The organism is Methanomicrobia archaeon (genome assembly GCA_016930255.1).
Classification (GTDB): domain Archaea; phylum Halobacteriota; class Syntropharchaeia; order Alkanophagales; family Methanospirareceae; genus JACGMN01.
The window spans coordinates 1-26,929 of sequence record JAFGHB010000012.1; the positions used below are offsets into that span (position 1 = coordinate 1).

Sequence of the window (26,929 nt, forward strand, 5' to 3'; positions counted from 1 at the left end):
AGGCCCTATTCGCGGTGCACTGATTATGGGTCGCTACTTGGACTCTGGAGAGATAGAGGATCTGGGAGAGACGACACAAGTGTCTCTCAGTGCGCACCGGTTCGACGATTCGCAGTTACCTTCCGATTTTAAAGCGGCGGAATCATTTTTATCTGAAGATGCACATATCTTCATCCAACCACTGAGTGAAGAGTCTATTGCGGGATACGCCCTGTTAGAGGACATTTACGGGCAACCCGCGCTTGTCTTGAAAGTGGATATGCCCCGGAGTATCTATGGGCAAGGCCAAGCCACTGTGAATTATTTTATCCTCTTGATTCTGGCAATAGGGCTTATGTTTAGCGTGGCGGTCCTGTTGTTCTTGAATAAGTTTGTACTCGCTCCGTTGAGCCGCCTTAGCGATGGCGTTAGTAGCATAGGTGCAAGCAGTGACCTCTCACACCGAGTCCCCATATCGGGAAGAGATGAATTTTCGAAACTTGGCGGCACGATCAACGAGACCTTGGCCTCTTTAGAGCAGTCCCAAAGAGCACTGCAGGAGAGCGAGGAGAAATACAGTACATTCTTCAAAACCTCACGAGACCCCGTATTCATTACGTCCAGAGATGGCAGATGGCTGGACTTTAATGAGGCTATGGTGGAGATTCTTGGTTATGAAAACAGGGATGAATTGATGAAGGTTAACGTGCCCGATTTATACGCGAATCCCGATGAACGGGGGCAGCATATCAAAACAATTGAAGAACAAGGCTTCTCAAAAGAATATCCGGTCAATTTACGACGAAAAGATGGTGGTATCATCAACACCCTTATCACGTCGGTTGTCAAAAAAGACGAAGCAGGGAACGTTATGGGCTTTCAAGGAACAATTCGGGACGTTACGGAACGCAAAAGATGGGAAGAAGAACGAGCTCGGGCAGAAAAAAGGCAGTTACACCTTATCAAAGAATTGGAGCGCGTCAATGAAGAATTAAAGGATTTTGCGTACATAATTTCGCATGATTTAAAGGCCCCTCTGCGCGCTATTACGTCGTTGGCTCAGTGGATATCGGAGGATTATGCGGATAAACTGGATAACGAGGGTAAAGAGCTGCTGGATTTGCTGATGAGTCGCGTGAAGAGAATGCACGCGTTAATTGACGGTGTCCTGGAATATTCACGAATCGGGCGCTTGGAAGAGGAAAAGAGTGAAGTGGATTTGAATACCCTTGTCTCAGGAGTAATTGACCTGATTCAGCCTCCTGAAACGATAGACATTGACATCGTCGACCAGTTACCGACCATTTACTGTGAGAAGACGCGGATGGAGCAGGTGTTCCAGAATTTACTGAGCAACGCCGTACGGTATATGGACGAGCCAGAAGGGAAAGTGAGGATTGGCTGCACCGAGGAGGACGGGTATTGGAAGTTCAGCGTTGCGGATAACGGGCCGGGAATCGAGGAGAAATACTATAAGGACATCTTCCAGATGTTCCAAACTCTGAAACCGCGTGACGAAGTGGAGAGTACCGGTGTTGGTCTGACCATAGCGAAGAAGATCGTTGAGAGCCAGGGTGGTGAAATATGGGTGGAATCAAAAGTAGGCGAGGGTAGTACCTTCTTCTTTACCGTTCCTAAAGAGGCTGGAGGTGATAACCATGAGAAAGGACGTCTTGATACTCCTGGTAGAAGATGACCGCGTCGATGCAATGACGGTCAAACGTGCTCTTAAAGACCTCAAGGTCACGAACCCGCTGGTTATCGTCTCCAACGGCGAAGAGGCATTAGCGTTCTTGCGAGATGCACAGAATGAACGACCCGGAATTATTCTCTTGGACTTGAATATGCCAAAGATGAACGGGATAGAATTCCTGAAAGTGGCAAAGCAGGATGCAGCGCTGAAGAGTATCCCGGTCGTCGTCTTAACCATCTCGCAGGAGGAGCAGGACAAAATTGACAGCTTTAATCTGGGTGTTGCCGGATACATGATCAAACCCGTTGACTACAAACAGTTTGTAGAAGTGGTAAGAACCATTGACTTATATTGGACCCTCAGCGAGTTACTTAACCAGGAGAAATGAGCTAATGAACAATGGGAGCTACAACGTTTTAGTAATTGAAGATGACCCAGTTGACCAGAGGGCGTTTCGGCGGTTTGTCAAAGGAAATGGCTCTCCCTATAATTACACAATTGCCGAATCAGTAGCAGAAGCGAAGAGTATTTTGGCTGCCGAGAGATTCGATATAGTGCTTTCAGATTATTTGCTCGGCGATGGCACCGTATTTGATATATTTAACCTGAAAACCGATTTGCCTATCATACTCATTACAGGGGCTGGAGATGAAGAGATAGCAGTGAAAGCAATGAAATCAGGCGCCTATGATTACCTGATAAAGGATCTGGAGCAGAATTATTTCAAAGTTCTACCAGCTACGGTAGAAAACGCAATCAGCCGAAAAAAAGCGAAGGATGCACTACGGGAGAGCGAAGAGAAATACCGAACGTTAACGGAGAATATCAATATTGGGGTTTATCGAAATACCGTTGGACCTGATGGTAGTTTTATCGAGGCGAATCCGGCGATGGTTAGAATGTTTGGCTATGAGAGCAAAGAAGAGTTCTTTGCAATAACGGTCGCAGATTTATATCAAAATCCAGACGATAGTACGAAGTTTAATGAGAAACTCTTACAGGAGCGATTTGTACGGAACGAGGAATTACCGTTAAGGAAGAAGGATGGTACTCCCTTTATTGGTTCCGTCTCGGCAGTAGCAGCAGAAGATGGGGGCGGGGCAGTAATATTTTATGATGCCATTATCGAAGACATCACCGAGCGTAAAAAGGAGGAGAAAGAACGGGAGCGCATTCTTAAAGCGCTTGAAGCAAAGAACAAAGAGCTTGAGCGGTTCACCTATACGGTCTCTCACGACTTACGATCACCGCTTGTCACTGTACAGGGCTTCATTAGTATGCTCCAGACGGACTTGGAACAGAATGAGCGAGAGAAAGCGGAAACCGATTTGAAGTATATATCAAACGCCGCTACACAGATGGACACACTGCTCAGTGACACTTTGCAACTCTCACGCATCGGTCGCGTGGCGAACCCGCCAGAGGACGTGCCGTTTGGTGAGATCGTTCATGAAGCACTGGAGCAGACCGCCGAGCAGATAAAATCGAGTGGCGCGGAAATCTCCGTGGCTGATGACCTCCCTACGGTTCACGTGGACAGAATGCGGATAGCCGAGGTGCTGGTGAACCTCATCGGGAATAGTATAAAATACATGAGCGATTCGGTGAGTCCAAAAATAGCGATCGGGCATCATAGAAAGGACAAAGAAGCCGTATTCTTTGTGAAAGACAACGGGATAGGAATAGACAAGAACCAGCACGAGAAGGTCTTCGAGCTGTTTTATAAGTTGGACAAGAATAGCGAGGGGACGGGTGCAGGGCTCGCGATCGTAAAACGAATAATCGAGGTGCATGGTGGTCGTATCTGGATCGAGTCAGAAAAAGGGACGGGTTGCACGGTTTATTTCACAGTGCCCGTTGTGCGAACGAACTAAGGGGGTTTGCTACGGGGCGCACCGTCATTGAATGCGCAGCTATAAATGTGAAGAAGAAAAATCATAGCTTATGGATGCCCTCGGGAAAATTGTAATCGCCTTTTCTTTAATGGGCGTGTGCGTCTTATACTACCTTTCATTAGTTGTAACGCCCCCGTTTGTACCCCTGGATGAGATCGCGCTCCATGAAGGGACGGTCGTACGCACAAGCGGGGTTATCACGGAGTTCAGTATTACAGAATCAGGCAATGTGCTCATAACACTGGAAGGAAACCAATCGGAGCTTCTCTTATTTGTCGATTCAGCGGATAAGGGTACTGAGCTGTTAGATCTGGGTTATGGCGATGAAATCGAAGTAGAAGGGAGCGTGCAGGTATACCGGGGCGAGTACGAGCTCATGGTTTCGGGAGCCGGCGTAAAGAAGGTGACGAATGAGCGCGATATAGCGTTTGTATCTCAGGTAGCAGCGAATCCAGAGGAGTACGCAGGCAGAAGGATCCGTGTTGTCGGTTACGCCGAGGATGTTTACACGCACGTCTTTTATCTCCGCAATGAAGCCGGCACCCATCGAATGCGGGTGGCGCTCATGGACATCACAATTACAAACTCAGCGTTAGAAGAAGGGGACAAGGTAATTGCAGAGGGCGTGTTGTCGTATGATGCGGAGAACATGCGGTACGAGCTGAATGTGGTCGCGTTGCAGCCAGCGATCCTTGTGACAGAGTTGTGAACAGAGCGCTAATCAGACTCTACCATCACCCACTTGTCTTTGCCTTCCCATATCCGTATGGAATGCAGCGTTACGCCCAAATTCGAGTCGTTCAACCGCTTCTCCAGCTCGACTTTGAGGAACAGAGCGATATTCTCGCTCGTTGGATACGAGATTACCTCGTTGAGGTACGTATGATCGACGAGTCCGATCACATCCTCGATTACCGCTTTGACATCCGCGAAATCGGCCACACACTCGATATTCTCCTTCTTCGCGCCTTGCACGACGATATCCACTTTATACGTATGGCCGTGCAGGTTCTGGCATTTGCCGGGATGCAGTGAGAGCGCATGCGCAGCGCTAAAATCGGTTGTTACTCCTAATTTCATCTCCTTATCGATCCCCGCAGTTTTTAAAAAGCTGCTTTTTTTAAAAAGCTGCTGTTTACTCTACACTAACAATCGAAGTTTCTTTAATATTTAAATAACTGTGATTGATGATAGTATAGTAGTACGATGGCACGAGGGAAGAACACAGTAGGCAGGAAGATCAGGCTTGCAAAGGCAAACAGGCAGAACAGACGGGTTCCTGCATGGATAATGGTAAAGACAAGCCGCCGGGTGACCACGCATCCGAAACGGAGGCACTGGCGGAGGACAAAGCTAAAATTATAGTATAGTGGAGAGTCGAGAATGGTAGAGGAAAAAGGCGAAGGAATAAACGAGCGGATTTATACAATACCACTGCGAGCGGTAAAGAAAGCGCCGCGCTGGAAGCGGAGCAATCGAGCAATAACGTTGATACGCGAGTATTTAGTGCGACATACAAAAGCTGAGTATATTGTGTTGGATAGGACGATAAACGAGAAGGTGTGGGAGCGCGGCTCACAGAAACCTCCTTCCAGGATCCGCGTGAAGGTAACGGAAGAAGAGGACGTCATTAAAGCTGAACTTGTAGAATAACTGAGTAAGGTATCGTGATGAAAAAGCGAGGGGAGCACGAGACAAGAAGGCTCTTTAATGTTAATGGCAGCTCGTATATAGGGGTTTTCGCGACGTGTACGGAATCTCTGGTTCTTGTGCCTCCGCAGGTAGCGGATCGATTGGCTGCGGATCTGGAGCGCGCGTTGCAGGTGAAAGCGCTCAAGACGTTGATCGCAGAGACCTCGCTGGTCGGCTGTTTAGCCACTGGGAACTCGAATGGCTTCATTTTCTCGCCCTATATGCTGGACAGCGAGCTCCGGAGGCTCGAGGAGCTAACCAAGGCCGAGGGGTTGAGTCTGAACCTGAACAGGTTGTCTCGAAGTGACCCGATGAGCGCTGCGGGGAATATCATACTAGCAAACGATACGGTTGCGCTCGTGCATCCGCAGTTATCGGAGACGGCGATAGAGATCGTGAAGGACACACTGGGTGTGGAGATTTATACGGGCACAATAGGCGGTTTGAAGACCGTGGGCATGGCCGCGGTAGCGACGAACAGAGGCGTCTTAGCGCATAAAAACGCCACGTATGAGGAGCTGGAATTTTTGGAGGAGATCTTCGATTTGCCGGTTGCGATAGGGAGTGTTAATTTCGGCGTGCCGGTAATCGGTGCCGCGGTGCTCGCGAACACGAAGGGCTACGCTGCGGGGGATGAGACCACGGGTGCGGAACTGGGACGGATCGTGGATGCACTGGGCTTTTATGAAGAACCGCCCGAAGAGGATTCTGTGCTCGATTGATAGCGAATGGATTCGGGGATTAGATTGGCTATTTTTCCTCTTTTCTTGCTTCGGCAATTTTTTGAAACGCTGTTTTCATTAAATCCTCACTTTCCTGGATCTTTGCAAATGCTTCCCGCATCAATTCGCTACCTTCTTCTATCGGCTTGAGCCAGGCTTCAAACAGGTCCTTCGCGCCGCCAAAGGGTTTAAGCAGCTCTTGAAACACCGCCACCGCTTCTTCCGGCGGATTGATCCAGTCTTTATATTTCCCTTCCGCTTCGCCTATTGGTCTAACCGTTGCCTCAAATGCGCTCTCCACGTCTTCAAACGGTTTAAGCAACTTCTGAAACTCCGTACTCGCAGCCTCGAAACGTTTACGCAGTTCTTGAAACGCTTTCTCCGCTTCATCAAACTTTTCAACCAATTTCTTAAACTCGCCTTCGTCCATACTTCTACTAAGGGAAGGACACAAGATATATCTATGTGTATGCTAACGAGGCGGTGGCTATGGGGTACACAAAAGACCAGGAAAAAGCCGCCTCGTAATAGAAATAATGAGTAACTCTGTAGTTACGCCGGCACAAACTTCGTGCCGTAGTAAATTATTCCCCGCTCGCCCTCGTCGCCTAATTTCCTGAAGACCGCCCGCAGACGCATGCCAGTGTGCATCTCTTCGGGCTCGCAGATCACTTCAGAGAGCATGCGCGTGCCCTCGTCGAGATGTATAATCGCCAGATTATAGGGTGTTCGCCGGTTAGGGCTCTTTGGCGCTTGATAAACCGTTGTGTAGGTGACCACCTCGCCAGTGCCCTTGAATTTATACGGTTCGATTATCCCTTTTCGCCTGCATTGCGGGCAGACGGTGCGAGGCGGGAAGAAGTAACTGCCGCAATTCGTGCAGCGCGTGCCTTCTAAATTATAGCGCGATTCCTGCCACCGCCAGAACTTTGCCGTTGCCGCCATTTTAGCCTTTTACCTCTCTTACTCATTCTACCTCGTGATCATAAAAGACCTGAGCGCCACCGCCCGGGCCATTCTCGCGAACATTTCTTCTATGTGAATCATAGTATTAAAAGAAGTGCACAGGTTTAAATCCGTATCGCCTTCGTACACCACCAGCCGTGCAAAGAGGCTCGCGTCATCGTTCGCCGTTGCACGCAGCATCTTTTTCCGTAACGCTTCGTGTATCTCGACGAGCAGTTCCCTCCCACTTATGCGCTCCTCACGCATCAAGAATTCCAACCGTGCGCGCAAATCTCGGTATCGGCCCGCGAACGCCAGATCGACCAGCTCCTCAGCCTTCCGCCGCTGGAAGAACGCATTCCGGGCAACGGCCTCTATCTGCTTCTTACCAAGCGTCGGTGCGGACAGCGCTGCAGCTTCCATGATCGTTATCGCAGCGCCTGTATCGCCACGCGCATAGTCTGCGAGCGTTTCTAAACCGCTATCCGTGATTGTTACGCCTTCTTTCTCTGCGATCGATCGCAACAGCGGCTCCAGCACACCGCTTTTATCCAGTGAGCGGAAGTGGAGGTTCAGGCATCGAGACCGAATCGGGGGAATGATGGCTGCGGGTTTCGTGGTGGCGAAGACGAATCTGCAGGTCCTGTTGCTCCGTTCCATAACCCGCCGTAACGCTTGCTGTATATTCCGGGGCAGTAAATCGGCGTTACTGAAGTATAAGAGTTTGAACCGGGCATTTATGGGTGCCAGCGCTGCGTATTCACGTATCATCTCCTTGAACATCACCACGCCGGATTTCTGCTCGTCATAAAAGAATTTGAATCGTTCATTCTCCTTCAGCCATTTCTTACCCTGCTCCACGAAGTCGGAGGTCTCGATATGCATGAGGTTCTCATCGTAGAACTCACCATACAGCTCCCTCGCAAGCGCATAGACCAGAGAGGTCTTACCCGATCCTTTGGGCCCCCAGAGCAGTAGATTCGGCGCTGTTCCTTCATTGACAAAACCCTGCAGCCGTTTCACCACTTCGTCATGCCCTACAATCTCCTCTAACCGCTTCGGTCTGTACTCTTCAGTCCACATGACAACCGTTCTTCTAACTCTATCGCCTGCGTTCCTCGATCCGCGTAGCCTGGTTTAATGCGATCGCAAGGGCTTTGAAGATCGCTTCGATCTTGTGGTGTTCGTTCTCGCCCTTTGCGGATACGTGAATAGTGAAGCTCGCATGCGTAGCGAAGGAATTGATGAAATGGGCGACGTTCTCCGTGCTCATATCCTCCACTCGCTCGGTATCGAAGTCAGCCTCGAACACGACGTAGCTCCTGCCGACACCGCCGATACTCCCGGTGTCCACGGCACATTGCGCGATCGACTCGTCCATGGGCACGATTGCAGAGCCGAATCGAACAGTCTTCTCGCGATCTTCGGATTCCGCTTTTCCCAGCGCCTTTTTAAACGCTTCGCCCAGCACGATCCCGGTATCTTCCATCACGTGGTGACTCAAGTCTCCCTCGGCCTTCACCACCAAATCGAAGAAGCCATGACGCGCAAACGTAGCGAGCATGTGGTCAAAGAATTTGATCGTGGTGCTTATGTCGTTCGTGCCCGCGCCATCGAGGTTCAACTCTACCCCGATCGCCGTCTCCTCCGTCCTCCGCTTTAAACGTGCCGTTCTCATTTTGATCAGTCCTTATAACTGCTAGCTATGTTAGGTTAGCGATCGTTATATTTAAAAATAGCTGGTGCACTTCTTATAGATAGATGAACGGCGTATGAACGAAGCCAAATTCATAGGAAGAGGGAAAGCAAAGGATATTTACCAAAGACCAAACGGTGATATCGTTTTCGTGTTTACCGATCGCGTTACGGCGTTTGACGGCATAAAGAAGGCGGAATATAAGGATAAAGGCGCGATTTGCTGTCAGCTCACCTGCTTCTGGTTCGAGAAGCTCCAGGCAGCGGGGGTGAAAACGCATTACAAGGAATACGTGCCGCCAAACATGTTAGTGGCAGAGGCCGTGAGTATTCTGCCGGTGGAGGTCATTGCGCGGAACTTCCTCTACGGCTCGTTATGGAAACGGTATAAGAACGGCGAGGTCGAGATAAGCAGCGAGTTTATTCCCGAGGGGGCCGATAAGCGCGAGGGCATGCCGCTCGCGAGAAGTTACGTGGAATTCACGACCAAATTCGAGAAGGTTGATCGGCCGGTAATGGAGGCGGAACTCGTGGAGAACGGCTGGATGTCCGAAAGCGAGATAGCGCATCTCAAGCGCGAGACCGTACGGGTAGGAGAGCTCATGAGCGCTTATCTGGGCCAGAGGGGGATTATCCTTGCGGATTTCAAGGTGGAATATGGCCGGAGCGATAAGGACGGCGAAATACTCCTTGCGGACGAAGTAGGCACGCCGGACGGCTGCAGGTTCTGGGATAAGGATGCGTACGATAGTGAGGGTGAGATACTCAGTTTGGACAAGGACGTTTTTAGACAGGAAAAAGGCGATCTCTCAGAGGTTTATCGCGCGGTTTACAAGCGGATAGTGGAGTAGCTTCTTTTTGGTAAGCAAGTCCGGGTGCGGTGTACGTATGAATAGGATCTATATCTTATATCACGGGTCGTTCGGTGAGCTGGTAACCGAGCATCTGGCCGCGAGCGGCTTTGCAGATCGGATTGTATGCCTCTACGACCTCAAGGTCGCTTCTGTGTCGCTGGACGAGCCGGAGACGGACCTGCCAGAAGACTTACCGCTGTGCGAATGCGATCTGCTCCTGGTGCTGGGGATACTGCCGAAGGCCGGCGATCTTGTACCGATCATAGCGGAGAAGACGGGTGCGAAAGCGATCCTGTGGCCCATCGAAGATCCGAACCTGATACCGGAAGGAAAATATTCAATTGAAGCGGCGCTCACGGAGCGCGGCATACACGTCGAGTTCCCGGAACCGCTCTGCTCGCTGGAGACGAGCGATAATGACGAAATCAGATCGTTTGTCGAAACGTTCGGCAAGCCGGAGTTAGAGCTACGCGTGAATGAGAAGAGTAAGCTCATCGAAAGTGTTACGGTTCTGAGAGATACCCCGTGTGGGTCAGCTTCGAAGATAGCTGAGAAGCTGGTAGGGCTGTCGTATGCGGATATGAAATCGCTCGAGGAGCAGATCGGGCAGATGCACGATAACGAGTGCGTGGCGTATATGGGTCCGGAGCGACCGATAATGCAGGAGGCGGGTAAGTTGCTGATCGAGGCGGTGAAGGGGGCTCTCGCAACAGACTCTAAGAAAACTTAATAAAAACGGTTCCGCATAATGCTGTCATATCGAATATTCTAGAAGAAAAGCGATCGAAAAGTTTTTATGGTGATTTGCCATTTTTGTTCTCACCATAAGAACGTATGGACAAAACAGAGGCAACAAGGGTGGAGAACAAGAAGCGCTCTGTGTCGTGATTACAGGTCTCGTATCGTAACTGCGGGATATTTCAACGCTGAGACTCCGCAAGAGACGTTCGTGTGTAAATCTCCACCAGAACTCATCTAGATTGGAGAGAAAAAAATGCTAGGGGAATTCGTGCATAAAGATATAATGTTGGATTGTTCTATTGATCGATTCGTTAGAATTGGCATTCCTAAACCATATGCAGAAATACTTCTCAACGAATTACATCTTTGCACAGGTAACTCAAATTTCAAATTTGTGCTGACAACAGAGAGAGTTTTCGGGGATAACAACACAAAAGGTTTAGAAGAAGGTACTATCTCATGTTCAATCGGTAAAAGTACCTGGGAACCTCCAAGAGTGGTGGAAAATGGTGGAATTTGTATAGCTTTTCTCTTCTTCTCGAATGTTATGTCCATCAAATCATGGATGGCAGTCCCAAGAAGAGGAGGGGGGTATGATTATTTATGTCTGGATCTGCAAGATAGAAAGATTGTGGTGGAAGTAGGCGGAAGAACGGGCGAATATGGCGCTAAGAAAGATCTGAGTTATAAGAAGAATCGATTTCAACGTTTAGGAACAAGAACTGAGCCAACCTATATTTCATCAGTGGGTTTTAAGGAGGGTGAGCATATTGTCTATAAATACAACTGATAAAAACGACTTAATTCGCAAATGCACTGAAAAATCGTGGTATGCGGTATCTGTACACAAAATGGCTGAGGGAACACAAAAACGGAAAAAAGCGAACGAACTAGGATATGATACAACTCGACTTATCCTAGAACTTCTCCGTATGGGTAATTCAGACATTGCGATAGAGATTAGTATGACCGCTATTCAAATGTTTTTTGATGGTCATAATTATCACCAAGTGCTATCATGCATTGGACGGTTGAGGGACTTATTTGAAGGGTCACGACTCGAAGAGGACGTAAGCTACTTTGAAACCTCTGCAGAAAAAGCTCTAGGAAAAACTGATACAAGAACAAAAGAGGACAGGATGGATATTTTATATAGCTTGGTTTGGGAAAAAGGTAGTATTGGAACTTCAGATGCAATGAAGTTATATAGAGAGCGAACTCAAAAAACAATTAGTGAGCCAACCATTGTTTCTTACTGTAAGATGCTCAAAGTTGAGCAGAGAATTCTCTCAGTTGGTGGACCTACAGGTAGACCTATTGAAATGTTCCCAAATAATTCAATTTCTCTGAATAGGGGGGGCACGTACGATAAGGTGAGCTTTTTTGAGGGGGTTTTAATGCCGAAAAGCAACTTATTCGAACCAATTTGGGATCTCCCGCATAGGAGAAATGCTCTCGTATACGAAGTTGAGAATGGGAATGATCCTAGGGTTTTTGCATTAATTGAACCAGGCAAATCCATTCCTCCTAGATTTAGGGGTGGTATATCTGAACTGTCCCAAAAGTTGGTAGGTGTCGAAGGACGACTGCACCCTATAAACTTAATGCCTGAATTTGGTTTCAAGCTTATCGCAGGCATAACTGATGCAGATTTCCTAACGGAATGCAAAGTACGACCAGTGGGCCTATAATGAGCGAACTGATTAAGACTGTGGGAATCAAGCGAGCATACTTAGCGCGTTTATACTCTTTGTGCTGTAACTTAGCCGTGAATGATGTCTCTGTATTTATAGCAAATAGAAATATTACTTTTGGAGGAATGAGCCCGATATCTTCGTTTGAACTGTCTATTCAAACTCTTGATAGAAATTTAGATGATTTTTTTGAACCCTCCTCTAAAGAGCGTGCCAACATCCAGTTTACAGTATCTAAAGACGATTTTTCTAAAATACTTGCTCCATTTTCAAAGAAAGGGGGGCCTGAACAACCAAAGAAAGACACAGACATGGTTTCTTTAGAGATTAGGGAATCTGGCATAAGATTCCTTCAAAGTAAGTTTTACCATGAGAGTGAGGAAATTAAGGCGAAGGTAGGATATGGGGCGTGGATTCCTTTGCCAAGCGAAGCCTGGGAATTCTCTGTTTCTTCTGATATATTCTCAGAATACATTCATAGAATGACGGCATCTGGTGGGCCAACGATTAAGTTTAAACAAGAAGGAAGTACGTTATGGGTTATTAGCGATGCCGGTAAGGAAAAGCTTCCATCGCAAGCATCAAGACCTCGTAACTGCGAGATAGATGTCAGCAGAATGACTTTAATGAAAGTAAAAACACAATTGAGTGATTATGAGGATGCTAAAGTGGGTGTCAGGGATTTCTTTTTGGTCATCGAAGGACAGTGGATGGAAGGCATTTGTAAATGGAAACTTGAGGCGATTTAATATACATTTGAGTTTATTCTCTAAAAATGAGTGATTTTTTATTCTTGTTCTGAGCAAATAGAACAAGATAGAACATTGTTCGTTTTTATTCAAAAGCATTGATTGGAAAGGCGAGTCACTTGTCAGTTATATAACAATTATCAAATTTGTTGGTGCTACTACGCTATACCAAAAATAGAATTATTCCCTTGTAGAAGAAAGGCTTAGAGATAATTCCTGAAATAAAGCTCACCAATGTACTTCTCGTGGAAGTTCTCCTCTTCTTCGAGTTTTATATGCTTGATCCTTTTGGCGATCGCCTCTGCCTCGTTCCGTTTGGTCTTTGATACCAAAGCTTGCCGTGCACCTTCGATCGCCGCATTCCCGATCTTTTCCACTTTATCGTGATCGATTCTCGGCAGGAGCCCGATGCGCATCGCATTCTCCACATTGATGAAGTAGCCGAACGCCCCGGCCAAGAAGACGCGGTCGATCGCATCGAGTTCGATCCCATACCGTTCCGTCAGAACTTTTATGCCCACTGATACAGCGGTCTTTGCCAGATTCAACTGATCTATATCCGATTCTGACAGACTGATCGTTTCTGTTATGTTAACCCCGTGTGTCGCGCCGTAGAACTTACCGCGACCGTTAATAATGTGTTTATCCAGGAGTTCAGCCAGCATGTCGATCAGGCCGGAGCCACAAACGCCAACCGGGGCTGCATTGCCGACCGTTGTATATTTGAGGTCCCCGTTCTCTATTCGCACTTCTCGTATCGCACCGCAAACGCCGCAAATGCCGTGCGTTATGCTCCCGCCCTCGAATGCCGGACCCGCAGCGCAGGAGGTCGCAATCATCCTGTCCTTGTTGCCGAGCACGATCTCCGTGTTGGTGCCGATATCGATCGCCATGCGGATCTTCGCGCTTTTATACATCTCCGTCGCCAGCACGACAGCTAACGTATCTGCACCGATAAAGCTCCCGATTAAAGGGAGACCGTAAACCGGCGCTTTTGGATTTACCCTGAGTCCGAGTTCCGCGGGCGTTTTATGTACCGCATTCACACCCAAGGGCTCGTACGGGCTTATTCCCAGCGAATCGACCGGATAGCCAAAGAACAAATCGCGCATTACCGGATTGCCGACGATGACGATTTCGTAGACCTTTTCCGGGTCGGTCAGTTCAGCGATCATTTCGTTCACGGCGCTTCTGATCCCCCGCTCGAGTATCTCTCGCCCTTCTTTCGCGAATTCTATCCGCGAAATAACGTTATTCCCGTATTTCGTCTGCGGATTCTCACGCGCGTTGATCGAAGCCACTGCACCGGTTTCAAGATCCACCAGGTACATGGCAAGCGTGGTGGTGCCTATGTCAAGTCCGATGCCGTACAGTTCCCCCGCGTACGTGCCCACGTCGACCGAGTCGTACAACACCCGGTCTCCTTCGCGATGTACAAACGGCTCGACGGGGATTTCCCAGAAGTTCCCGGATTCCACAATGCAGTAAGCCCGTAGTGGTACGTGGACGAAGATTGGAGCGTTGGTATTCACAATTGTTGCCTGGCAGGCGAGTCTGTGCGTATCCTTGTGTGTGAATTTATGTTCGGTGTCCGTCTTCTCCGAGAGCGCGCCGGGGACGCTTTCTACTTCTACCACGCATTTGCCGCATCGGCCCTCGCCGCCGCATGACGCATTTATACCGATCTCCAACTCCTGCAGATATGAGAGGATGGTCCTACCCTTAACAAGTTCTGCTTCTTTCTCGGCATCCTCGAAAATAATCTTCATTATTCTTCATTAGTTTGTTTGGCAACTAAAATCTTTAAAGCTTTCAGAATCCTTAGGGTATTCTATGGGCGATACTGGAGAGATAGTTGATGCGCTACTCGATACCACCAAGAGGCAAATAGAAGCGTTTTGCGAAGTGCGGCTGAACAACGGGACGAGTGCGTATGAACTGATCGAAGAACTGTCCCAAGGCCTCCAGGAGATCGGGGAAGGCTACAGAGAGCGCTATTTCGATGCGGAACTGATGGTCTCCGGCTGGAACGCGAAGAAGGCGCTGGAGATTCTCAAGCCACTCTTTCATGAATGGCGGATAGGAGAAGCGAAAGGTAAGTTAGGTAAAATCGTTGTTGGCACGGTGAAAGGCGACGTGCACGACATAGGGAAGGAGATCTTGACGATCATGCTCTCTGCTGCGGGTTTCGAGGTCATTGACCTGGGGATCGACGTGGATAAGGAAACGTTTGCGGATGCCGTCAAGGAGACCGGAGCGGATATTCTCGCACTGTCCGCCTTACTGACGACGACACGGGAGTATATGGCGGAGGTGACGGAGTATCTCAGGAGTTCGGGCCTGAACGTAAAGATAATGGTCGGCGGAGGTGCAGTCAACGCAGAGTATGCTGCTAAAATCGGTGCGGACGCCTACGGCAAAGACGCCGTTGAAGCGGTGAAGAAGGCGAAAGAGCTTTTGAATTAGCTTTTAGGAAAAGCCTACTATTCACCTGTATTTTTTGATAGCAGATCTAAATTGACGCTTCAGAACGCGGTTACCGGAACCATTTCTTGTACTCTTCATGCTCTTTTAGCGCTTCCGTCGCCCTTTCTCGTTCTTCTTGATGCCGTGTAAGGAATGCGAACATCAGCTCAGCAGCTTCCGCCTTGCACGCTTTGCACGTTCGTTTCCCGCTTTTGCAGTCTTCAAAAAGCTCTTTTATCTGGTCGTCGTCTTCGATGAGATGCGACATCAGTAACTCGTAAATCGTGCATTCGTTCGGCAAGCCCCCGAGTTTCTTCTGCTCTTCTACGGTCACGCGACCGCCGGTTTTCGCTCGTTTCACTTTCTTCGCCGCCTCTTCCGGCGGCTCGGTGAGCGCAATGTGACTTTCAGGAACGCTTGAGGACATTTTACCGCCCGTTAAACCCTGCACGAACCGGTGATAGGTAGCAGCAGGTAAACAGAAGCCGTGGCCGCCGTATTCAAGCTCTACATCCCGCACTATTTCCTCGCTCGCTCGCATAGCGCGGTCAATTTCGCTTTCGTCGATGCCGAAGAGATCCATGTGGAGTTCGTAGATCTTTTTCTGACCTTCTATTCTCTTCGCTATCTCTTCTAGCGCGCCACTGTCCGCTAACGGGGCTTCGCCCCGTTGACCACGAAAACCCTGTAAGGGTTTATTCTTCGCTCGTATGCTTATGTACGGCGTCCGATCGGTATGATACCGCTTCTCTATCATGAACATCCTCATTCGCGAAGCGATGTCCCGAGTTAGCCGGATATGCGGATCCTGGTCAACACCGACGGGAATAACTGTGGGTTTTGGGCCGCCGTATTGGTCGAGCTGCGGCTGCAGGATATCCGCGTTCTGCACTAGCACACTAATCATGTGCGAGATGTTCACCTCGCCCTGGAACCCGTAGATCGCGCTTAGCTCGCTGAAGTTCACCGCCGTTCCGAGTTCAAATGCGAGATCACGCAGCTCTTTGGTTTCCGATTGGAAATATATGTGGCCTTTATCGATGTCAAAGCCTAACGCGACGAGGCTCACGATGTATTCGTTCACGCCGGTATCCCGGCACTGCTGCCACGAAACGCCTCTGACCGAATGCGACTCCATATCCGCTATGCAGGCGAACGCATCGCCGCCCATGCGTTGATGCCAGATGATTTCGTCCATCACCATCTTGCCGCCCAGATGGACCCGTCCGGACGGCATGAACCCGCTCATCACGGCGAATGGGGTCCGCTCGTTCATCGCACGCAACACGTCCTCGTAGCCACGATGTCCGACTATTATGCCCCTTCGCATATACAGATGCGGCTGCTCTATCTGGCCCAGTATATCTGTGAATCGTGAGATACCGAACTCGTCAAAGAGCCTCGAATAATCCTTTATATCCGCAACACCCCACGGGTCTATCTCTGCCATCGCACTGATTGATTCTCCCCTCTCCTCGGTCTCCCCTCGTTACTTTGGATTTAGAAGTATTAAAGCTTGATTTTCCTCGCGCGGCTATTCGTCGCGTTGCACCACCTGGATATCGTAATCGTGTATTACCGGATTGGCGAGGAGTTTTCGACACATCTCATCCACCTCGCGCTTCACCCTCTCTTCTTCGTCTACACCCGCGGTTTCTGTTCCCGTTCCCGGTTCTAGCGTGATTCGAAACGTTTTCATTGATTTAACGCCACGTACATCGTTAAATCCGAGCAGATGCAAGGCTTTTTTCGTGTTCTCCCCTTCAGGGTCTGCAACGCCGCGTTTCAGCGTTATGGTCACGTCCACTTCGATGCTCATTTTACCAACCACTACCTGAGAAATGTAGATCTAGATTAAATTAGATTGACAATCGCGCTTTAAAAGCTTAGCCGCTTTCTTCTCCTGGCTGCACAAGGGTTATGAGCTGCCCGAGAAACCCATTTACCGTCCGTGCGCCGTCTAATTTCAGTCTCGCTGAGGCAAAAGTGAGCATTTTATAACACTTCTCTATCCTTAGTATAGGTAATGCTCGAAATCGTGTACATCAGTGTTATAGTTAGTGTGCTCTGGTTCCTCTACATCTATCAGAAGGATGTATTCGAGCCGGAACCGTTCTGGAAGATCCTGCGAGCGGTGGCGTGGGGCGCGATACCTGCGGTGCTCTTTTCGTATCTCTTGGAAGCGTATGTCTTCTTCTGGGCCGGGATATTCAGTGCACCGCTCGTGGAAGAGGCGTGTAAGGGGATTTACGTGTATCGGATGCGGAAGGATCCTCTGTTAGAAGGCCCGATGGACGGGCTGGTGTATGGCGCGGCCGTGGCGATCGGGTTTGAAATCGTTGAAAATCTGCTTTACAGTTTCTCTACGGACTTTGGCATAGAGCTCGCGGCGGTACGGTCCATCGCGGTCGGGCATATTCTGTTCACGGGGCTCTTCGGCTTGATGGTGGGTGTGGCAAAGATCAGGGGGAAACGGCGCATGCTCGTTTACGGCTTTATCGGCGCGGTATTGATGCACTTTTCCTGGAACATGCTGGTCAGCGTGCACTGGGTATCCTACTTCATTCTTGTTCCGGTATTCATAATCATTCTCAAGCTGCTTGCGGATATAGCGTGGAAGTACGAAGTGGACGCGTATATCTCACCGCGCGACGAGATGGAGTATCGTGCATGGCGGTTCATTACTGACCATAACGGTGCGTCTACCCTTGCACTGGCCGAGGAACTCGGTATCGATCCGCACCGGACGGCATTGTTCATGAAGCGGATCGGCGGGAAATTCGATCGCGAACAGAAGCGATGGTTCCTGGCTGCAGCTGCTGCGGCGGCGCAGTCTGAGCGGGAGCTGGAGCCGGAAGATCAGATTGCGGAAGAGCACGAGTAAGACGCGATCGCGATCGCGCGGACGAATCGTAACCCTGCTGTTACTTATCCTACCCCCTCTATCCAAATCTCGTACCATAGATTTTCCTGGGAAACGCGCCCTGTGCGAACTCTACCTTCTTTTCGCCCTTCACCAGCTCTTCAGATGCGTACGCCTCGATGACTTCACCGACGAACAGATTTTTATCGCCCGTCTCGATCTCCTGGTTCACCACACATTCCATCCATGCAACACACTCCGCGATAACCGGCGCTTTTACCCTGCGTGCCGGCTGCGGCGTCAAGCCAGTCTCTTTGAATTTATCGACCTCAGAGCCCGAGTGGAACCCGCAATAGTAGACCTTCGGCTCCAGCGCTTTGGGCGGTACATTCACCACAAATTCCTGCGTGCGTTCGATTAACCTACAGGAATACGCCGCTCGACCGATAGCGCAGGCGATGAGCGGCGGCTCCTTCGAGACGGGCATGCAGAAGCTGATCGCGACGATGTTCGCTTTGCCTTCGAGGTCACCGCAGGTGATCAAGTAGTGCCTCATCGGCCACAAATACTCAAGGTATTCGACGTCGGTTTTCATTTTTCGGGGCATCAGTTTTTCCATTTTGTATAACGTTCCGTGATTTTACGTGTGAGGCTTTTGAGCTGGTGAAAAACCGCAAAAACTGTAGCGTATGAGGCTTTTGAAACGAGCATCAATGTTTGAGTTCATAGCTATTAAGCTTGATATAGCTCTTTGCATCTTCAAGAGCTTTTACGCCACACATATTGATAAATGTACAGAACCTCTCTGCGATGTTTTCTAGTTTATCGATGTTTTTGTAGTCTTTGGGCGGTCGCTGCCGCCAAGGAGTTTTTGGTTGTGGTGTAAGTATTATCTCCTCCCAAGGGGAAACAAACGATTGTCTCACCTTATCCCCTTTCATTCCTAACTTTTCAAAGAACCCGGGAGGTGGATCGTTTCTCGCCCGGCCTCCCTCAAATATCGCTGAACGGTGCTTAGACACATCGTGTTGGTCAGCAATGGTGCCAATCAACTTTCGATTTTCTTTCCAGTAACTTTTCAAGGAGGGGAAATAGGTATCATATCCTTTGAGTCCGTACCACCACCTCTTCTGGGATGGTTTTCCTAAGATGTTTTGAGGGGATGTTTTCTTTAATTTCTGTTCATTAGTGACATCCAAGAATTGGGTTGAACATTTAATGTACCCAAGAGCATTTAGTGCAAAAACCATACATTCAATTGCTGAGTCCATATTGAAAAGAATTGATGATAGATGATACTCTGCCCTCTGAATACTATTCATAAATGGCACAGGTAACGCCCAAGAATGGACTGCATGATAGTTAATTTGGACACCAAGGACTCGCGCATATAATCCATACAGCCCGCCTCGAAAGTGATTGAACCAATCACCTCTGTCACCCAAATTATATTTTTGGTCTGCTAGCAATGCAAAGTCATCCAAAGCTTCATATGATGACAAGTCAAATGCTAGTGTGTATTCAGTAGACATTTTTTTACTCCAATTATTACCTCATCCTTCGGGTCTCTTTTTCTCTCTGCTCATACGCTCGATATTCATATCAGCTAGCTTATGAGCTACTTCTCGTCCATTCTCTAAATAGTATACCTGCTCTCTACAACGCCATTCATTTTTTCCGTTTTTGACCTCTATAACCTTTACCACGGGCTTAATTTTTCCACACTTTGAGCAAGACCCCATTCGACATTCTACTGGCTCGAATATTTTAAATCTAGTAGCCATTTTATCACCTTCTAAGAAGTAGAATTTATTTTTCCGGGATTCACTTTTCTGATTTTTATCCTTTCGGTGCAGAGTTTTTCCCAAAGAGGTATTAGAGCATCAAGGAAGCCCTCGGGCAAGCTACTAATAATATTTCCTTCAGAGTCAAGATATTCAATTGGCAATAAAGCAGTAGCTTTAAACCTAAAGGATGAACCTGGGCGATCTGAAATATAAATAGTCTTTTTTATCCATCTAAAACACAACCCTTCCACATCTTTTGCCCTGAACCGCAAGCCGCCATCTTCATTGATCTCACCAAACTTAATACCGAGTTGCCACAAGCAAGGTACCAAAAGCCAAAAGGTCAAACCATTTAACTGGTGCGTCACGGCATGGCACTTCCCACAAAGCGTTTGTAAATTTTCTTCGTTGTCAGTTCCACCAGTGTATCTCGGAACTATGTGGTGAGCGTGCACCACTTCGTTCGTTGCACCACAGTTTTGGCACGTATAATTGTCCCGCACATAAATCTTGCGCCTTAATTTATCCCAATTATCAGAGTTATTCAATATTTCACCTCCTTGGAGAGGTCCGAAATGTACGAGCCTTCTATAAAATATTAGGATCTAAGAGTAAATAAACCATGTGCTTACACACATAACCATGGCTCTCTAAACATTCACACGCCGTGGTTTTCGATTATCCATCAATCTTCCAGCGTCGATATATCGCCAACGTCCATCCCGAGCTCCTGCGCCTTGAGCACGCGCCGCATGATCTTCCCGCTCCTTGTCTTGGGAAGCGACTCCACGATCTCTAATTCATCAGGCACTGCTAACGCGCCCAACTCGCGCCTGACGTGAAGCTTGATATCCGTTATCAAATTCTCTGAATGGTTCTGACCCTGCTTGACGATGAGGAACCCTTTGATGCTCTCGCCTTTGAGCTCGTGCTATTTCTCGATCACCATCTCCTCCACAGCCATGCCGAAGTGCCGTGCTGATTCCGTAACGTGCACGAGCACCTCGTCGCCCACTTTCAAATCGACCACGGAAATCGGCCTGTCCGTACCCATTAACTTTATCGTCTCCGCGTTCTGGAGAATGATACTGCACGGTCTCGTCTCGCCCTTGCCCTCACCAACGTCAACCTCGGCTTCCACGAGCATCAGCGGTCGCTTCTCTATCTTCACTCTGCCAATGACCGCTTTGCGCGCACTTCCTGCTGCGCTCACTATGAGCACTTCATTACCGGACTTCAGTTCCGAGAGATACTTCGTCTTCTCGCCCACGAGCGCGTACGCGTAGACCGCACCCGCATTCACTCTGAACGGTCGCGCCGCAACGTACGGGCTCTCTTCTGATTCCGAATGCACGAGGAAGAGCACAAACGACTGCGAGCCCACGAGCATTCCCTCGCCGCGCACCATCAACGAGCAGGTATCCACGCAGACACGGTCGCCCATTTCCAGTTCTGACACGTTCGTTATCCGCGCGGTTGTTAGCGGCACAGTGCCCGCGGCGCTCTCGTCACGGATCTCCACCGCTCTCTTCAGCTCCGAGACGTCGTCCGTATCAATAAGCACGCCGTCAGCGCCGTACTCCAGCGTCTCCAGTGCCGTCCTCGTCTCTTCCGCGGTCTGCACACCCGCGATCACCTTCGCGTCCTTATGCTGCAGTTCCGCAATGATATTCTCCAGCGGGATGATCTTCCAGTCCTTCCCGATAACCATCACGTAACTGCTGTGATCCGCAATACTCACGGCAAAACGCTCATAAGCCTTGCCGCTTAGCTCTACATAACCCGCAGTGGGCTTACTACCCGAAGTACGCTTCAACGCGCCCACGACGCGCGATTCGCTCAGGTCCGATGGGAGCGGTAGTGTGCCATCGCCTTCACTCCGTTTACCGTAAACGAGCATATCCGCCTCCTCGCCGTCCGCTTCGGATTCGTTCACGTGAGCAGCGATCGTGATGCGACCCAACTCCCGCACCTTTGCAACGTCCTCGGCTTCTACAAGCACACCGTCAACGCCGGATTCCAAACCCGCGGTAATCCGTGCCTTACGCACCGCCCATGCGCCCACATCAGCATCAGCCTTTATCCAGATCTCTTTTTCCTTTGCGCTCATCCTCAGCCCCACTCTCTCTTTTCGTTTCTCTTTTCTCTCTTCCTTCCTTTCTTTAACGTAACAATTCAACTGAGACTACGGAGATTAAAAAGACCTCTTCCTTCTTTCTGCTCTACCGTTACCGTAAAACATAACTATCCTAACCAATGCCGTTTGTGCTCGCGTAAGTAAGTAGGTAACCGCTCACTTCAGAATCTCCATCGCTTCTGTCGCTGAAAAGCCTTCGTGTACGACCTTACTCATTGCTCTCGTTATGTTTGCCGGGTTCTTATGCTGGAATACGTTCCGCCCGATCGACACACCCGAGGCACCTGCCGCGATAGCATCCTCGACCATCTTCAACACCTCTGCGTCCGTATTCGCCTTTGGCCCGCCTGCGATGATCACGGGCACCGGACAGCCGCTTATTACCTCCTTGAAGGAATCAGGATCGCCGGTATAATTCGTCTTGATAACGTCCGCGCCAAGTTCAGCACCGACACGGGCCGCATGCATCACCAACTCCGGGTCGTGCTCGTTCTTTACCTTCTTACCGCGCGGATACATCATGGCCAAAAGCGGCATGCCCCACATCTCGCATACCATCGTCATTTCTCCCAGCGCCTCGAGCATCTCCGCCTCGGTATCCGCACCCACGTTCACGTGCATTGAGACCGCATCCGCGCCTAACCGAATCGCCTCTTCTACCTGAGCCACGACCACTTTGTTCAAGGGATCCGGGCCCAGCGATGTGCTTGCAGATAAATGAATGATGAGCCCGATGTCCTTACCATAGCCTCGATGGCCTGCGATTACAATCCCTTTATGCAGTAGAACCGCGTTTGCTCCACCTTCGGCTACGCCATTCACCGCGCTCCTCATGTCCGTCAACCCGCGTATAGGCCCTGATGTCACACCATGGTCCATAGGAACGATAACACTGCGACCACTTTTCCGATCGACGATCCGTTCCATCCGTATGCTCTTCCCTATACCCATCTGTTCCATTCTCTCTCTTATGCTTGTCATTTCGTCCCCCCTCTTCTCTTCTACCTACTTACCTTTCTCCTATCCCTCTATCCCTCATATACTCCATTATGTTCCACAATTCACCGTTAGCCTTATTTATACTAATTAATCGTATAGTTCCCAGACTTATAGGCGCGCCTACCTCCTTGTACCGTGTACCACTCTTTCTGGTTCTCTTCTTCCAGCAGTAGCTTCGCTTTATGGTCATCTTCTCGTCTCGATGTTCATTAATGTACGTTGGAGTATATAAATGTACGTTTCTGGGTGCCGTGGGATGCGGCCGCTTCAATGTCGTGAAACAGCCACGTAAGAACAAAACCGTTACACGTGCTACGGTCGGTAAACGGGCGTTATTTCAGTCGCGTAGAGCACTCTCCGATTAAATCAAGTGCATCTTTCCTCGTTACTATCACTCATCTACAGCGGTCCAATAAACGAGTGAAACAGAAGCATTTTTGTATGCGACAATTCTGCTTTCCGCTGGGAAATATTGAATCGGGAAGATATGAACTGTTACAGTTCTGACTTGCAAATGAGTATCAAGGTCAATTTCAACAGCCTCGTGATAAGCATATTCTTTTCCGGGGTATGGCTCAATCGAGGCGTATGTTTCATTGTTAATAGTGTGTGGAGGAGGCGTAAAATTGCGCCAATAATCCCGATCAGCACCACCTGCTATCACTGGCGGTTGTGCAGGTTCTATAAAAACGTTATCTATCTCGAGAGGATTGCTGAAGTTAACACTTACCGACTCTACCTCGGAATTTTTTGGAATTTCAAATATTGTAATGATGTACGGAACCTCTGGTTTACCAATATCAGACAAGTAGTTAACATCATCGGTCATGGCGACCTCAAATCCGATATCCGCAGGGGTTAGATTGGAAATACTTGGATATAATAACCCTGCCAGTGCAGGCGTGGCATCAAAGTTTTGATGGATTTCCTGCGTTACCAGTGTTGGAGGGGTTACTTCTGGTGGAGGCGTTGGAGATGGTGGAGGCGTTAGGTTTGGTGTTAGGCTTGGTGTAGGGGAAGGCGCTGGGCTTGTCGTTAGAAAAGGCGTTGGACTCGGTGTTACAGTCGCATTATTAGATACCTCCTCAACGCAGCCTGATAATATCGTGGCTAGCAACACCACGGACACTACCACTATTATTATATCCCTGTTCACGTTATTCATCTCCTTTTGGTGTTGACTCGGTGGTGAAGCTCCATGTGATAGTTTCATATGGTGCACAATACTCCTCACCGCACTGAAGCGGCTCAGTCCTATTCAAGCCAAAAGTGACAGTGACGTTGTAGTCGGTATTGGGTTGAAGAGGTTCAAAGGGGTAAAATGAGTATTTTTGACTGTCTATCCCCACAGATTCCTTTTCGGCGTGGCTCATTTCTACACGAGGCACGATTTCCAATTTCACCACTTCTGGTGGTATCCATCGTGAGAATTGCACGGAAATATCGGTGTCAATTGATATATTGCTCCCGGTGGGAAAGGCTTCTTCCACGCGTTGTGGAAGAGGGACAATGCCATATCCCAATGGTTTAAGGGACTGGTTATAGGGATAGGTGAGGTCGAGAGGAATAGTGAAGTTTGGACCCCCCGGGTATGCTAGTATCGTTTCGGGTTCCGGTTGTGGACTATAAGGCGCCGGTGATGTGAGTAGTGTTGGTGGTGGCGTCACCCAAGTCATGTTTTGCGTTGGAGTAACATTCAATTGACGTGCTGGAGCTGGGCCTTCGGTTGTGAATAATGCTTCACTTATCCAAGCGGTATTTTCCCGTACAGCGACATAAACATAATCCGAATCCCCTAGTCGTCCGTACCGTGTACCTTCTTGCGTGAATACATCATACCCCGCGGTGGCGGTAATTGTCCAATTTCCTATTTCAACAGATTTTACTACAGCACTGAATTCTACTCTACCTTTTGGATATTCATATTCTTCACACAAACGATCATATTCTGGATCAGATCTATTCGGGCGTGGATGTTTACGTTTCTCCTCTTCTGGCACAATAATATCTCCAGCCCAAGTGAGGTTGCCACCCACTAAAACCAGCCCTTCTGGCAATTCGATTTGAGCCATCATATTAGATGCATCATTAACCGATGTTATTGCACATCTTAAGTCAGCCGTCTCATTCAACGCAGGTGCGTTGGAAATAGATAAAATCACCTCCATTCCCGTAGATGGCACTGATGGTGGTGGTTTTTCCGATGTGGGCGTCGCGCTTGGCGTTGGACTCGGTGTTACAGTCGCATTATTAGATACCTCCTCAACGCAGCCTGCTAACAATACCGCTGCGATCAACAACGCAGATAAAAATAACATTAATCCTTTATTTTTGGTCATAGCACAACATCACCTTCTCTTACCGCCTCTTTTCTACACGTAAATTAAGTAAACATAAAAACTTTTCGGGTGCTTCTGCGCCGAAAAATCAGAGAGCACAGGCCAACTGTCGACTAACTGGCAGGCTGTCGGAATAAGAACAAGAAAGGAAAAGGCGATCCAAAATCTAAACGTTACGTTACACCAACGCCTCTTCGAGCTCCGCTATCGGCACCCGCATCTGCTTCATCGAGTCACGTTCGCGCACCGTCACCGTACCCTCTTCCAGCGTCTCGTAATCGATCGTAATGCAGTACGGCGTGCCGATCTCGTCCTGACGGCGATACCGCTTGCCGATACTGCCGGACGTATCGTATTCGACGGGTAATGATGCATCCCGGAGCTGCTCGAACACCTCTCTCGCCTTGCTCTTCAACTCCTCGCGGTTGAACAAGGGAAACACCGCCGCTTTTATCGGTGCTATATCGCTTTTGAATCGCAATACTTTCCTCGTTTCCTTCTCCAACTGCTCTTCATCATAAGCACTCTCCAGCAGCGCGTAAATGATCCGATCGAGGCCAAAAGAAGGCTCTATGACGTGCGGGACGACCTTCCCTGATTCCGTGCGCACTCGCAGGTCCAGATTCAGAGAAGCTGCATGCGCCGACAGGTCGTAATCGCCACGATCCGCAATACCGACAATCTCCATCCACCCGTACTTATCACTCAGGAACTCGGCGTCCCAGCAATCGGTGGCATAATGCGCCATCTCATCACGATGATGCTGTCTGAGATGCAATCGATCGCGTGGAAGTCCAAGGCTCTCCAAGAACTCATTCACGCGCGCCACGTGATAGCCCAGATACGCATTCGCGATTATGCCCCGACTAACCGCATCTCCTGCGCTCGTCTCCTCCGGTTCGCCCTCGCTCGGCACGATCCGCAGCTTCCTGTCCTTTACGTCCTCAAATCGCGGATGGTTGTCCTTCTCTGCGGGATCCACAAAGAGCTCCACCTCGGCCATGGTGAACTCACGCAGTCGAATAAGGCTCTGTCGTGGCGAGATCTCGTTCCTGTAAGCCTTCCCTATCTGCATGATGCCAAAGGGCAATTTATCGCGGTTGAACTTGAGCAATCGCTGGAAATTGATGAACATGCCCTGCGCGGTCTCCGGTCTCAGATAGCCCTCGCTTTTTCGGATCGTCTGCTCGTCGCCTTCACTCTTGGTCACGCCTATTCGCGTCTGGAACATCAAATTGAACTCGTCAGACGCTTCCAGCTCACCGCCGCATTCTGGGCAGGTCGCATCTACATTTATGGTGTCATCCACACGAAAAATGGCCTTGCAGCGTTTACACGCCATCGTGGGGTCGGTAAAGCACTCCAAGTGCCCTGAAGACTCGAAGATGGCTCGCGGTGCTATGGTCGTCGTCTCAATCTCGTGAAAGCCTTCTCGGCGGTAAAAATCACGCCATTTCTGCTCTACGCGCCTCTTCAACATCGCACCTAACGGCCCGTAATCGTAGAAACCCGCCGCACCACCGTAAATTTCAAACGCCCGCCATATGAAGCCACGCCTACGCGCAAGCTCTTCTGTTTCATCCTTCCGTCTTTCTTTATCTGCTCCCACCATCGCTCCTGTCTAATTGCTCCCGTTCTTTAAAAAACAGTAAGGTAAATAAGAAACTGTGAAGTGCTCT

At 49.2% G+C, this 26,929-nt stretch carries 32 protein-coding genes; 14 read left to right on the top strand and 18 right to left on the bottom strand.

All coding sequences use genetic code 11. The features are described 5' to 3' along the window. The 4 genes from JW878_01735 to JW878_01750 form a co-directional block, all read left to right on the top strand. A partial coding sequence (locus tag JW878_01735; protein MBN1761786.1) for a PAS domain S-box protein occupies nt 1–1,675 on the top strand: 1,675 nt, incomplete at its 5' end. Then, the gene (locus JW878_01740) at nt 1,638–2,060 is read left to right on the top strand and encodes a response regulator (protein MBN1761787.1); all 423 of its coding nucleotides are present in this window, start codon (nt 1,638–1,640) and stop codon (nt 2,058–2,060) included. The genes JW878_01735 and JW878_01740, both read left to right, overlap by 38 nt. A 4-nt stretch (nt 2,061–2,064) precedes the next feature. Next, a complete protein-coding gene (locus JW878_01745; GenBank protein MBN1761788.1) occupies nt 2,065–3,546 on the top strand; it encodes a PAS domain S-box protein in 1,482 nt (493 codons plus the stop codon). A 70-nt stretch (nt 3,547–3,616) separates the two neighbouring features. Further along, nucleotides 3,617–4,276: a hypothetical protein gene (locus JW878_01750; protein ID MBN1761789.1), complete on the top strand. Its 660-nt coding sequence runs from the start codon at nt 3,617–3,619 to the stop codon at nt 4,274–4,276. Between the two features lie 8 nt (nt 4,277–4,284). Here the strand turns inward: JW878_01750 and queD are convergent, their stop codons facing one another. Beyond that, nucleotides 4,285–4,647 (bottom strand): 6-carboxytetrahydropterin synthase QueD, encoded by a 363-nt coding sequence (gene queD / locus JW878_01755; protein MBN1761790.1) that lies wholly within the window; start codon nt 4,645–4,647, stop codon nt 4,285–4,287. 126 nt (nt 4,648–4,773) lie between these two features. Between queD and JW878_01760 the strand changes: the two genes are divergently transcribed. The 3 genes from JW878_01760 to JW878_01770 are packed head-to-tail and all read left to right on the top strand — an operon-like array spanning nt 4,774 to nt 5,981. Next, entirely contained in the window at nt 4,774–4,932 is a 159-nt protein-coding gene (locus JW878_01760) for a 50S ribosomal protein L39e (protein ID MBN1761791.1), read from the top strand. 18 nt (nt 4,933–4,950) lie between these two features. Next, complete coding sequence (locus JW878_01765) at nt 4,951–5,220, top strand: 50S ribosomal protein L31e (protein ID MBN1761792.1); 270 nt, start codon at nt 4,951–4,953, stop codon at nt 5,218–5,220. A 17-nt stretch (nt 5,221–5,237) separates the two neighbouring features. Then, the gene (locus JW878_01770) at nt 5,238–5,981 is read left to right on the top strand and encodes a translation initiation factor IF-6 (GenBank protein ID MBN1761793.1); all 744 of its coding nucleotides are present in this window, start codon (nt 5,238–5,240) and stop codon (nt 5,979–5,981) included. Between the two features lie 28 nt (nt 5,982–6,009). Here the strand turns inward: JW878_01770 and JW878_01775 are convergent, their stop codons facing one another. The 4 genes from JW878_01775 to JW878_01790 all read right to left on the bottom strand — a co-directional run bounded on the left by JW878_01775 (nt 6,010) and on the right by JW878_01790 (nt 8,604). Beyond that, a complete protein-coding gene (locus JW878_01775; GenBank protein MBN1761794.1) occupies nt 6,010–6,411 on the bottom strand; it encodes a hypothetical protein in 402 nt (133 codons plus the stop codon). A gap of 122 nt (nt 6,412–6,533) precedes the next feature. Continuing rightward, nucleotides 6,534–6,926, bottom strand: a complete 393-nt coding sequence (locus JW878_01780; GenBank protein ID MBN1761795.1) for a Zn-ribbon domain-containing OB-fold protein — start codon at nt 6,924–6,926, stop codon at nt 6,534–6,536. Nucleotides 6,927–6,953: 27 nt separating this feature from the next. Further along, nucleotides 6,954–8,009 (bottom strand): AAA family ATPase, encoded by a 1,056-nt coding sequence (locus JW878_01785; GenBank protein ID MBN1761796.1) that lies wholly within the window; start codon nt 8,007–8,009, stop codon nt 6,954–6,956. Nucleotides 8,010–8,028: 19 nt separating this feature from the next. Next, a complete protein-coding gene (locus JW878_01790; protein ID MBN1761797.1) occupies nt 8,029–8,604 on the bottom strand; it encodes an imidazoleglycerol-phosphate dehydratase in 576 nt (191 codons plus the stop codon). 94 nt (nt 8,605–8,698) lie between these two features. Between JW878_01790 and purC the strand changes: the two genes are divergently transcribed. The 5 genes from purC (at nt 8,699) to JW878_01815 (ending at nt 12,659) form a co-directional block, all read left to right on the top strand. Then, nucleotides 8,699–9,472 carry a phosphoribosylaminoimidazolesuccinocarboxamide synthase gene (gene purC / locus JW878_01795; GenBank protein MBN1761798.1) on the top strand — a complete coding sequence of 258 codons (774 nt, stop codon included), beginning with the start codon at nt 8,699–8,701 and terminating at the stop codon, nt 9,470–9,472. 37 nt (nt 9,473–9,509) lie between these two features. Then, on the top strand, nt 9,510–10,205 hold the full coding sequence (locus JW878_01800) for a hypothetical protein (protein MBN1761799.1): 696 nt from the start codon (nt 9,510–9,512) through the stop codon (nt 10,203–10,205). Nucleotides 10,206–10,469: 264 nt separating this feature from the next. Further along, nucleotides 10,470–11,006: a hypothetical protein gene (locus JW878_01805; protein ID MBN1761800.1), complete on the top strand. Its 537-nt coding sequence runs from the start codon at nt 10,470–10,472 to the stop codon at nt 11,004–11,006. A 61-nt stretch (nt 11,007–11,067) separates the two neighbouring features. Continuing rightward, the gene (locus tag JW878_01810) at nt 11,068–11,907 is read left to right on the top strand and encodes a hypothetical protein (GenBank protein ID MBN1761801.1); all 840 of its coding nucleotides are present in this window, start codon (nt 11,068–11,070) and stop codon (nt 11,905–11,907) included. Continuing rightward, nucleotides 11,907–12,659, top strand: coding sequence for a hypothetical protein (locus tag JW878_01815; GenBank protein ID MBN1761802.1), 753 nt, complete (start codon nt 11,907–11,909; stop codon nt 12,657–12,659). The genes JW878_01810 and JW878_01815 overlap by 1 nt, the downstream gene beginning before the upstream one ends. A 203-nt stretch (nt 12,660–12,862) precedes the next feature. On the opposite strand, the gene JW878_01820 is transcribed toward JW878_01815, so the two are convergent. Further along, nucleotides 12,863–14,428 carry a DUF4445 domain-containing protein gene (locus JW878_01820; protein MBN1761803.1) on the bottom strand — a complete coding sequence of 522 codons (1,566 nt, stop codon included), beginning with the start codon at nt 14,426–14,428 and terminating at the stop codon, nt 12,863–12,865. A gap of 64 nt (nt 14,429–14,492) precedes the next feature. Here JW878_01820 and JW878_01825 point away from each other — a divergent pair, with 64 nt between their 5' ends. Further along, nucleotides 14,493–15,125, top strand: a complete 633-nt coding sequence (locus JW878_01825; GenBank protein MBN1761804.1) for a cobalamin-dependent protein — start codon at nt 14,493–14,495, stop codon at nt 15,123–15,125. Nucleotides 15,126–15,195: 70 nt separating this feature from the next. Here JW878_01825 and JW878_01830 read toward each other — a convergent pair whose 3' ends face one another. Both JW878_01830 and purS read right to left on the bottom strand, forming a co-directional pair. Next, the gene (locus JW878_01830) at nt 15,196–16,575 is read right to left on the bottom strand and encodes a tryptophan--tRNA ligase (GenBank protein ID MBN1761805.1); all 1,380 of its coding nucleotides are present in this window, start codon (nt 16,573–16,575) and stop codon (nt 15,196–15,198) included. An 84-nt stretch (nt 16,576–16,659) separates the two neighbouring features. Further along, complete coding sequence (purS, locus tag JW878_01835; protein ID MBN1761806.1) at nt 16,660–16,944, bottom strand: phosphoribosylformylglycinamidine synthase subunit PurS; 285 nt, start codon at nt 16,942–16,944, stop codon at nt 16,660–16,662. A gap of 207 nt (nt 16,945–17,151) precedes the next feature. On the opposite strand from purS, the gene JW878_01840 reads away from it, so the two are divergent. After that, on the top strand, nt 17,152–18,009 hold the full coding sequence (locus JW878_01840; protein ID MBN1761807.1) for a PrsW family intramembrane metalloprotease: 858 nt from the start codon (nt 17,152–17,154) through the stop codon (nt 18,007–18,009). A 58-nt stretch (nt 18,010–18,067) separates the two neighbouring features. Here the strand turns inward: JW878_01840 and JW878_01845 are convergent, their stop codons facing one another. From JW878_01845 to glyS, 10 genes are all read right to left on the bottom strand, one after another. Further along, nucleotides 18,068–18,583: a flavin reductase family protein gene (locus JW878_01845; GenBank protein ID MBN1761808.1), complete on the bottom strand. Its 516-nt coding sequence runs from the start codon at nt 18,581–18,583 to the stop codon at nt 18,068–18,070. 115 nt (nt 18,584–18,698) lie between these two features. Continuing rightward, nucleotides 18,699–19,520 carry a hypothetical protein gene (locus JW878_01850; protein ID MBN1761809.1) on the bottom strand — a complete coding sequence of 274 codons (822 nt, stop codon included), beginning with the start codon at nt 19,518–19,520 and terminating at the stop codon, nt 18,699–18,701. 21 nt (nt 19,521–19,541) lie between these two features. Further along, nucleotides 19,542–19,772 carry a hypothetical protein gene (locus JW878_01855; GenBank protein ID MBN1761810.1) on the bottom strand — a complete coding sequence of 77 codons (231 nt, stop codon included), beginning with the start codon at nt 19,770–19,772 and terminating at the stop codon, nt 19,542–19,544. 11 nt (nt 19,773–19,783) lie between these two features. Continuing rightward, on the bottom strand, nt 19,784–20,323 hold the full coding sequence (locus tag JW878_01860; protein ID MBN1761811.1) for an HNH endonuclease: 540 nt from the start codon (nt 20,321–20,323) through the stop codon (nt 19,784–19,786). 137 nt (nt 20,324–20,460) lie between these two features. After that, complete coding sequence (locus JW878_01865; GenBank protein MBN1761812.1) at nt 20,461–20,685, bottom strand: hypothetical protein; 225 nt, start codon at nt 20,683–20,685, stop codon at nt 20,461–20,463. A 21-nt stretch (nt 20,686–20,706) separates the two neighbouring features. Next, complete coding sequence (locus tag JW878_01870; GenBank protein ID MBN1761813.1) at nt 20,707–21,885, bottom strand: 3-dehydroquinate synthase II; 1,179 nt, start codon at nt 21,883–21,885, stop codon at nt 20,707–20,709. Between the two features lie 183 nt (nt 21,886–22,068). Next, entirely contained in the window at nt 22,069–22,863 is a 795-nt protein-coding gene (locus JW878_01875) for a class I fructose-bisphosphate aldolase family protein (protein MBN1761814.1), read from the bottom strand. Between the two features lie 439 nt (nt 22,864–23,302). Beyond that, complete coding sequence (locus JW878_01880) at nt 23,303–24,076, bottom strand: hypothetical protein (protein MBN1761815.1); 774 nt, start codon at nt 24,074–24,076, stop codon at nt 23,303–23,305. Further along, complete coding sequence (locus tag JW878_01885) at nt 24,069–25,250, bottom strand: Ig-like domain-containing protein (GenBank protein ID MBN1761816.1); 1,182 nt, start codon at nt 25,248–25,250, stop codon at nt 24,069–24,071. The genes JW878_01880 and JW878_01885 overlap by 8 nt, the downstream gene beginning before the upstream one ends. Nucleotides 25,251–25,428: 178 nt before the next feature. Then, nucleotides 25,429–26,862 (bottom strand): glycine--tRNA ligase, encoded by a 1,434-nt coding sequence (gene glyS, locus JW878_01890; GenBank protein MBN1761817.1) that lies wholly within the window; start codon nt 26,860–26,862, stop codon nt 25,429–25,431. Between the last annotated feature and the right edge of the window lie 67 nt (nt 26,863–26,929).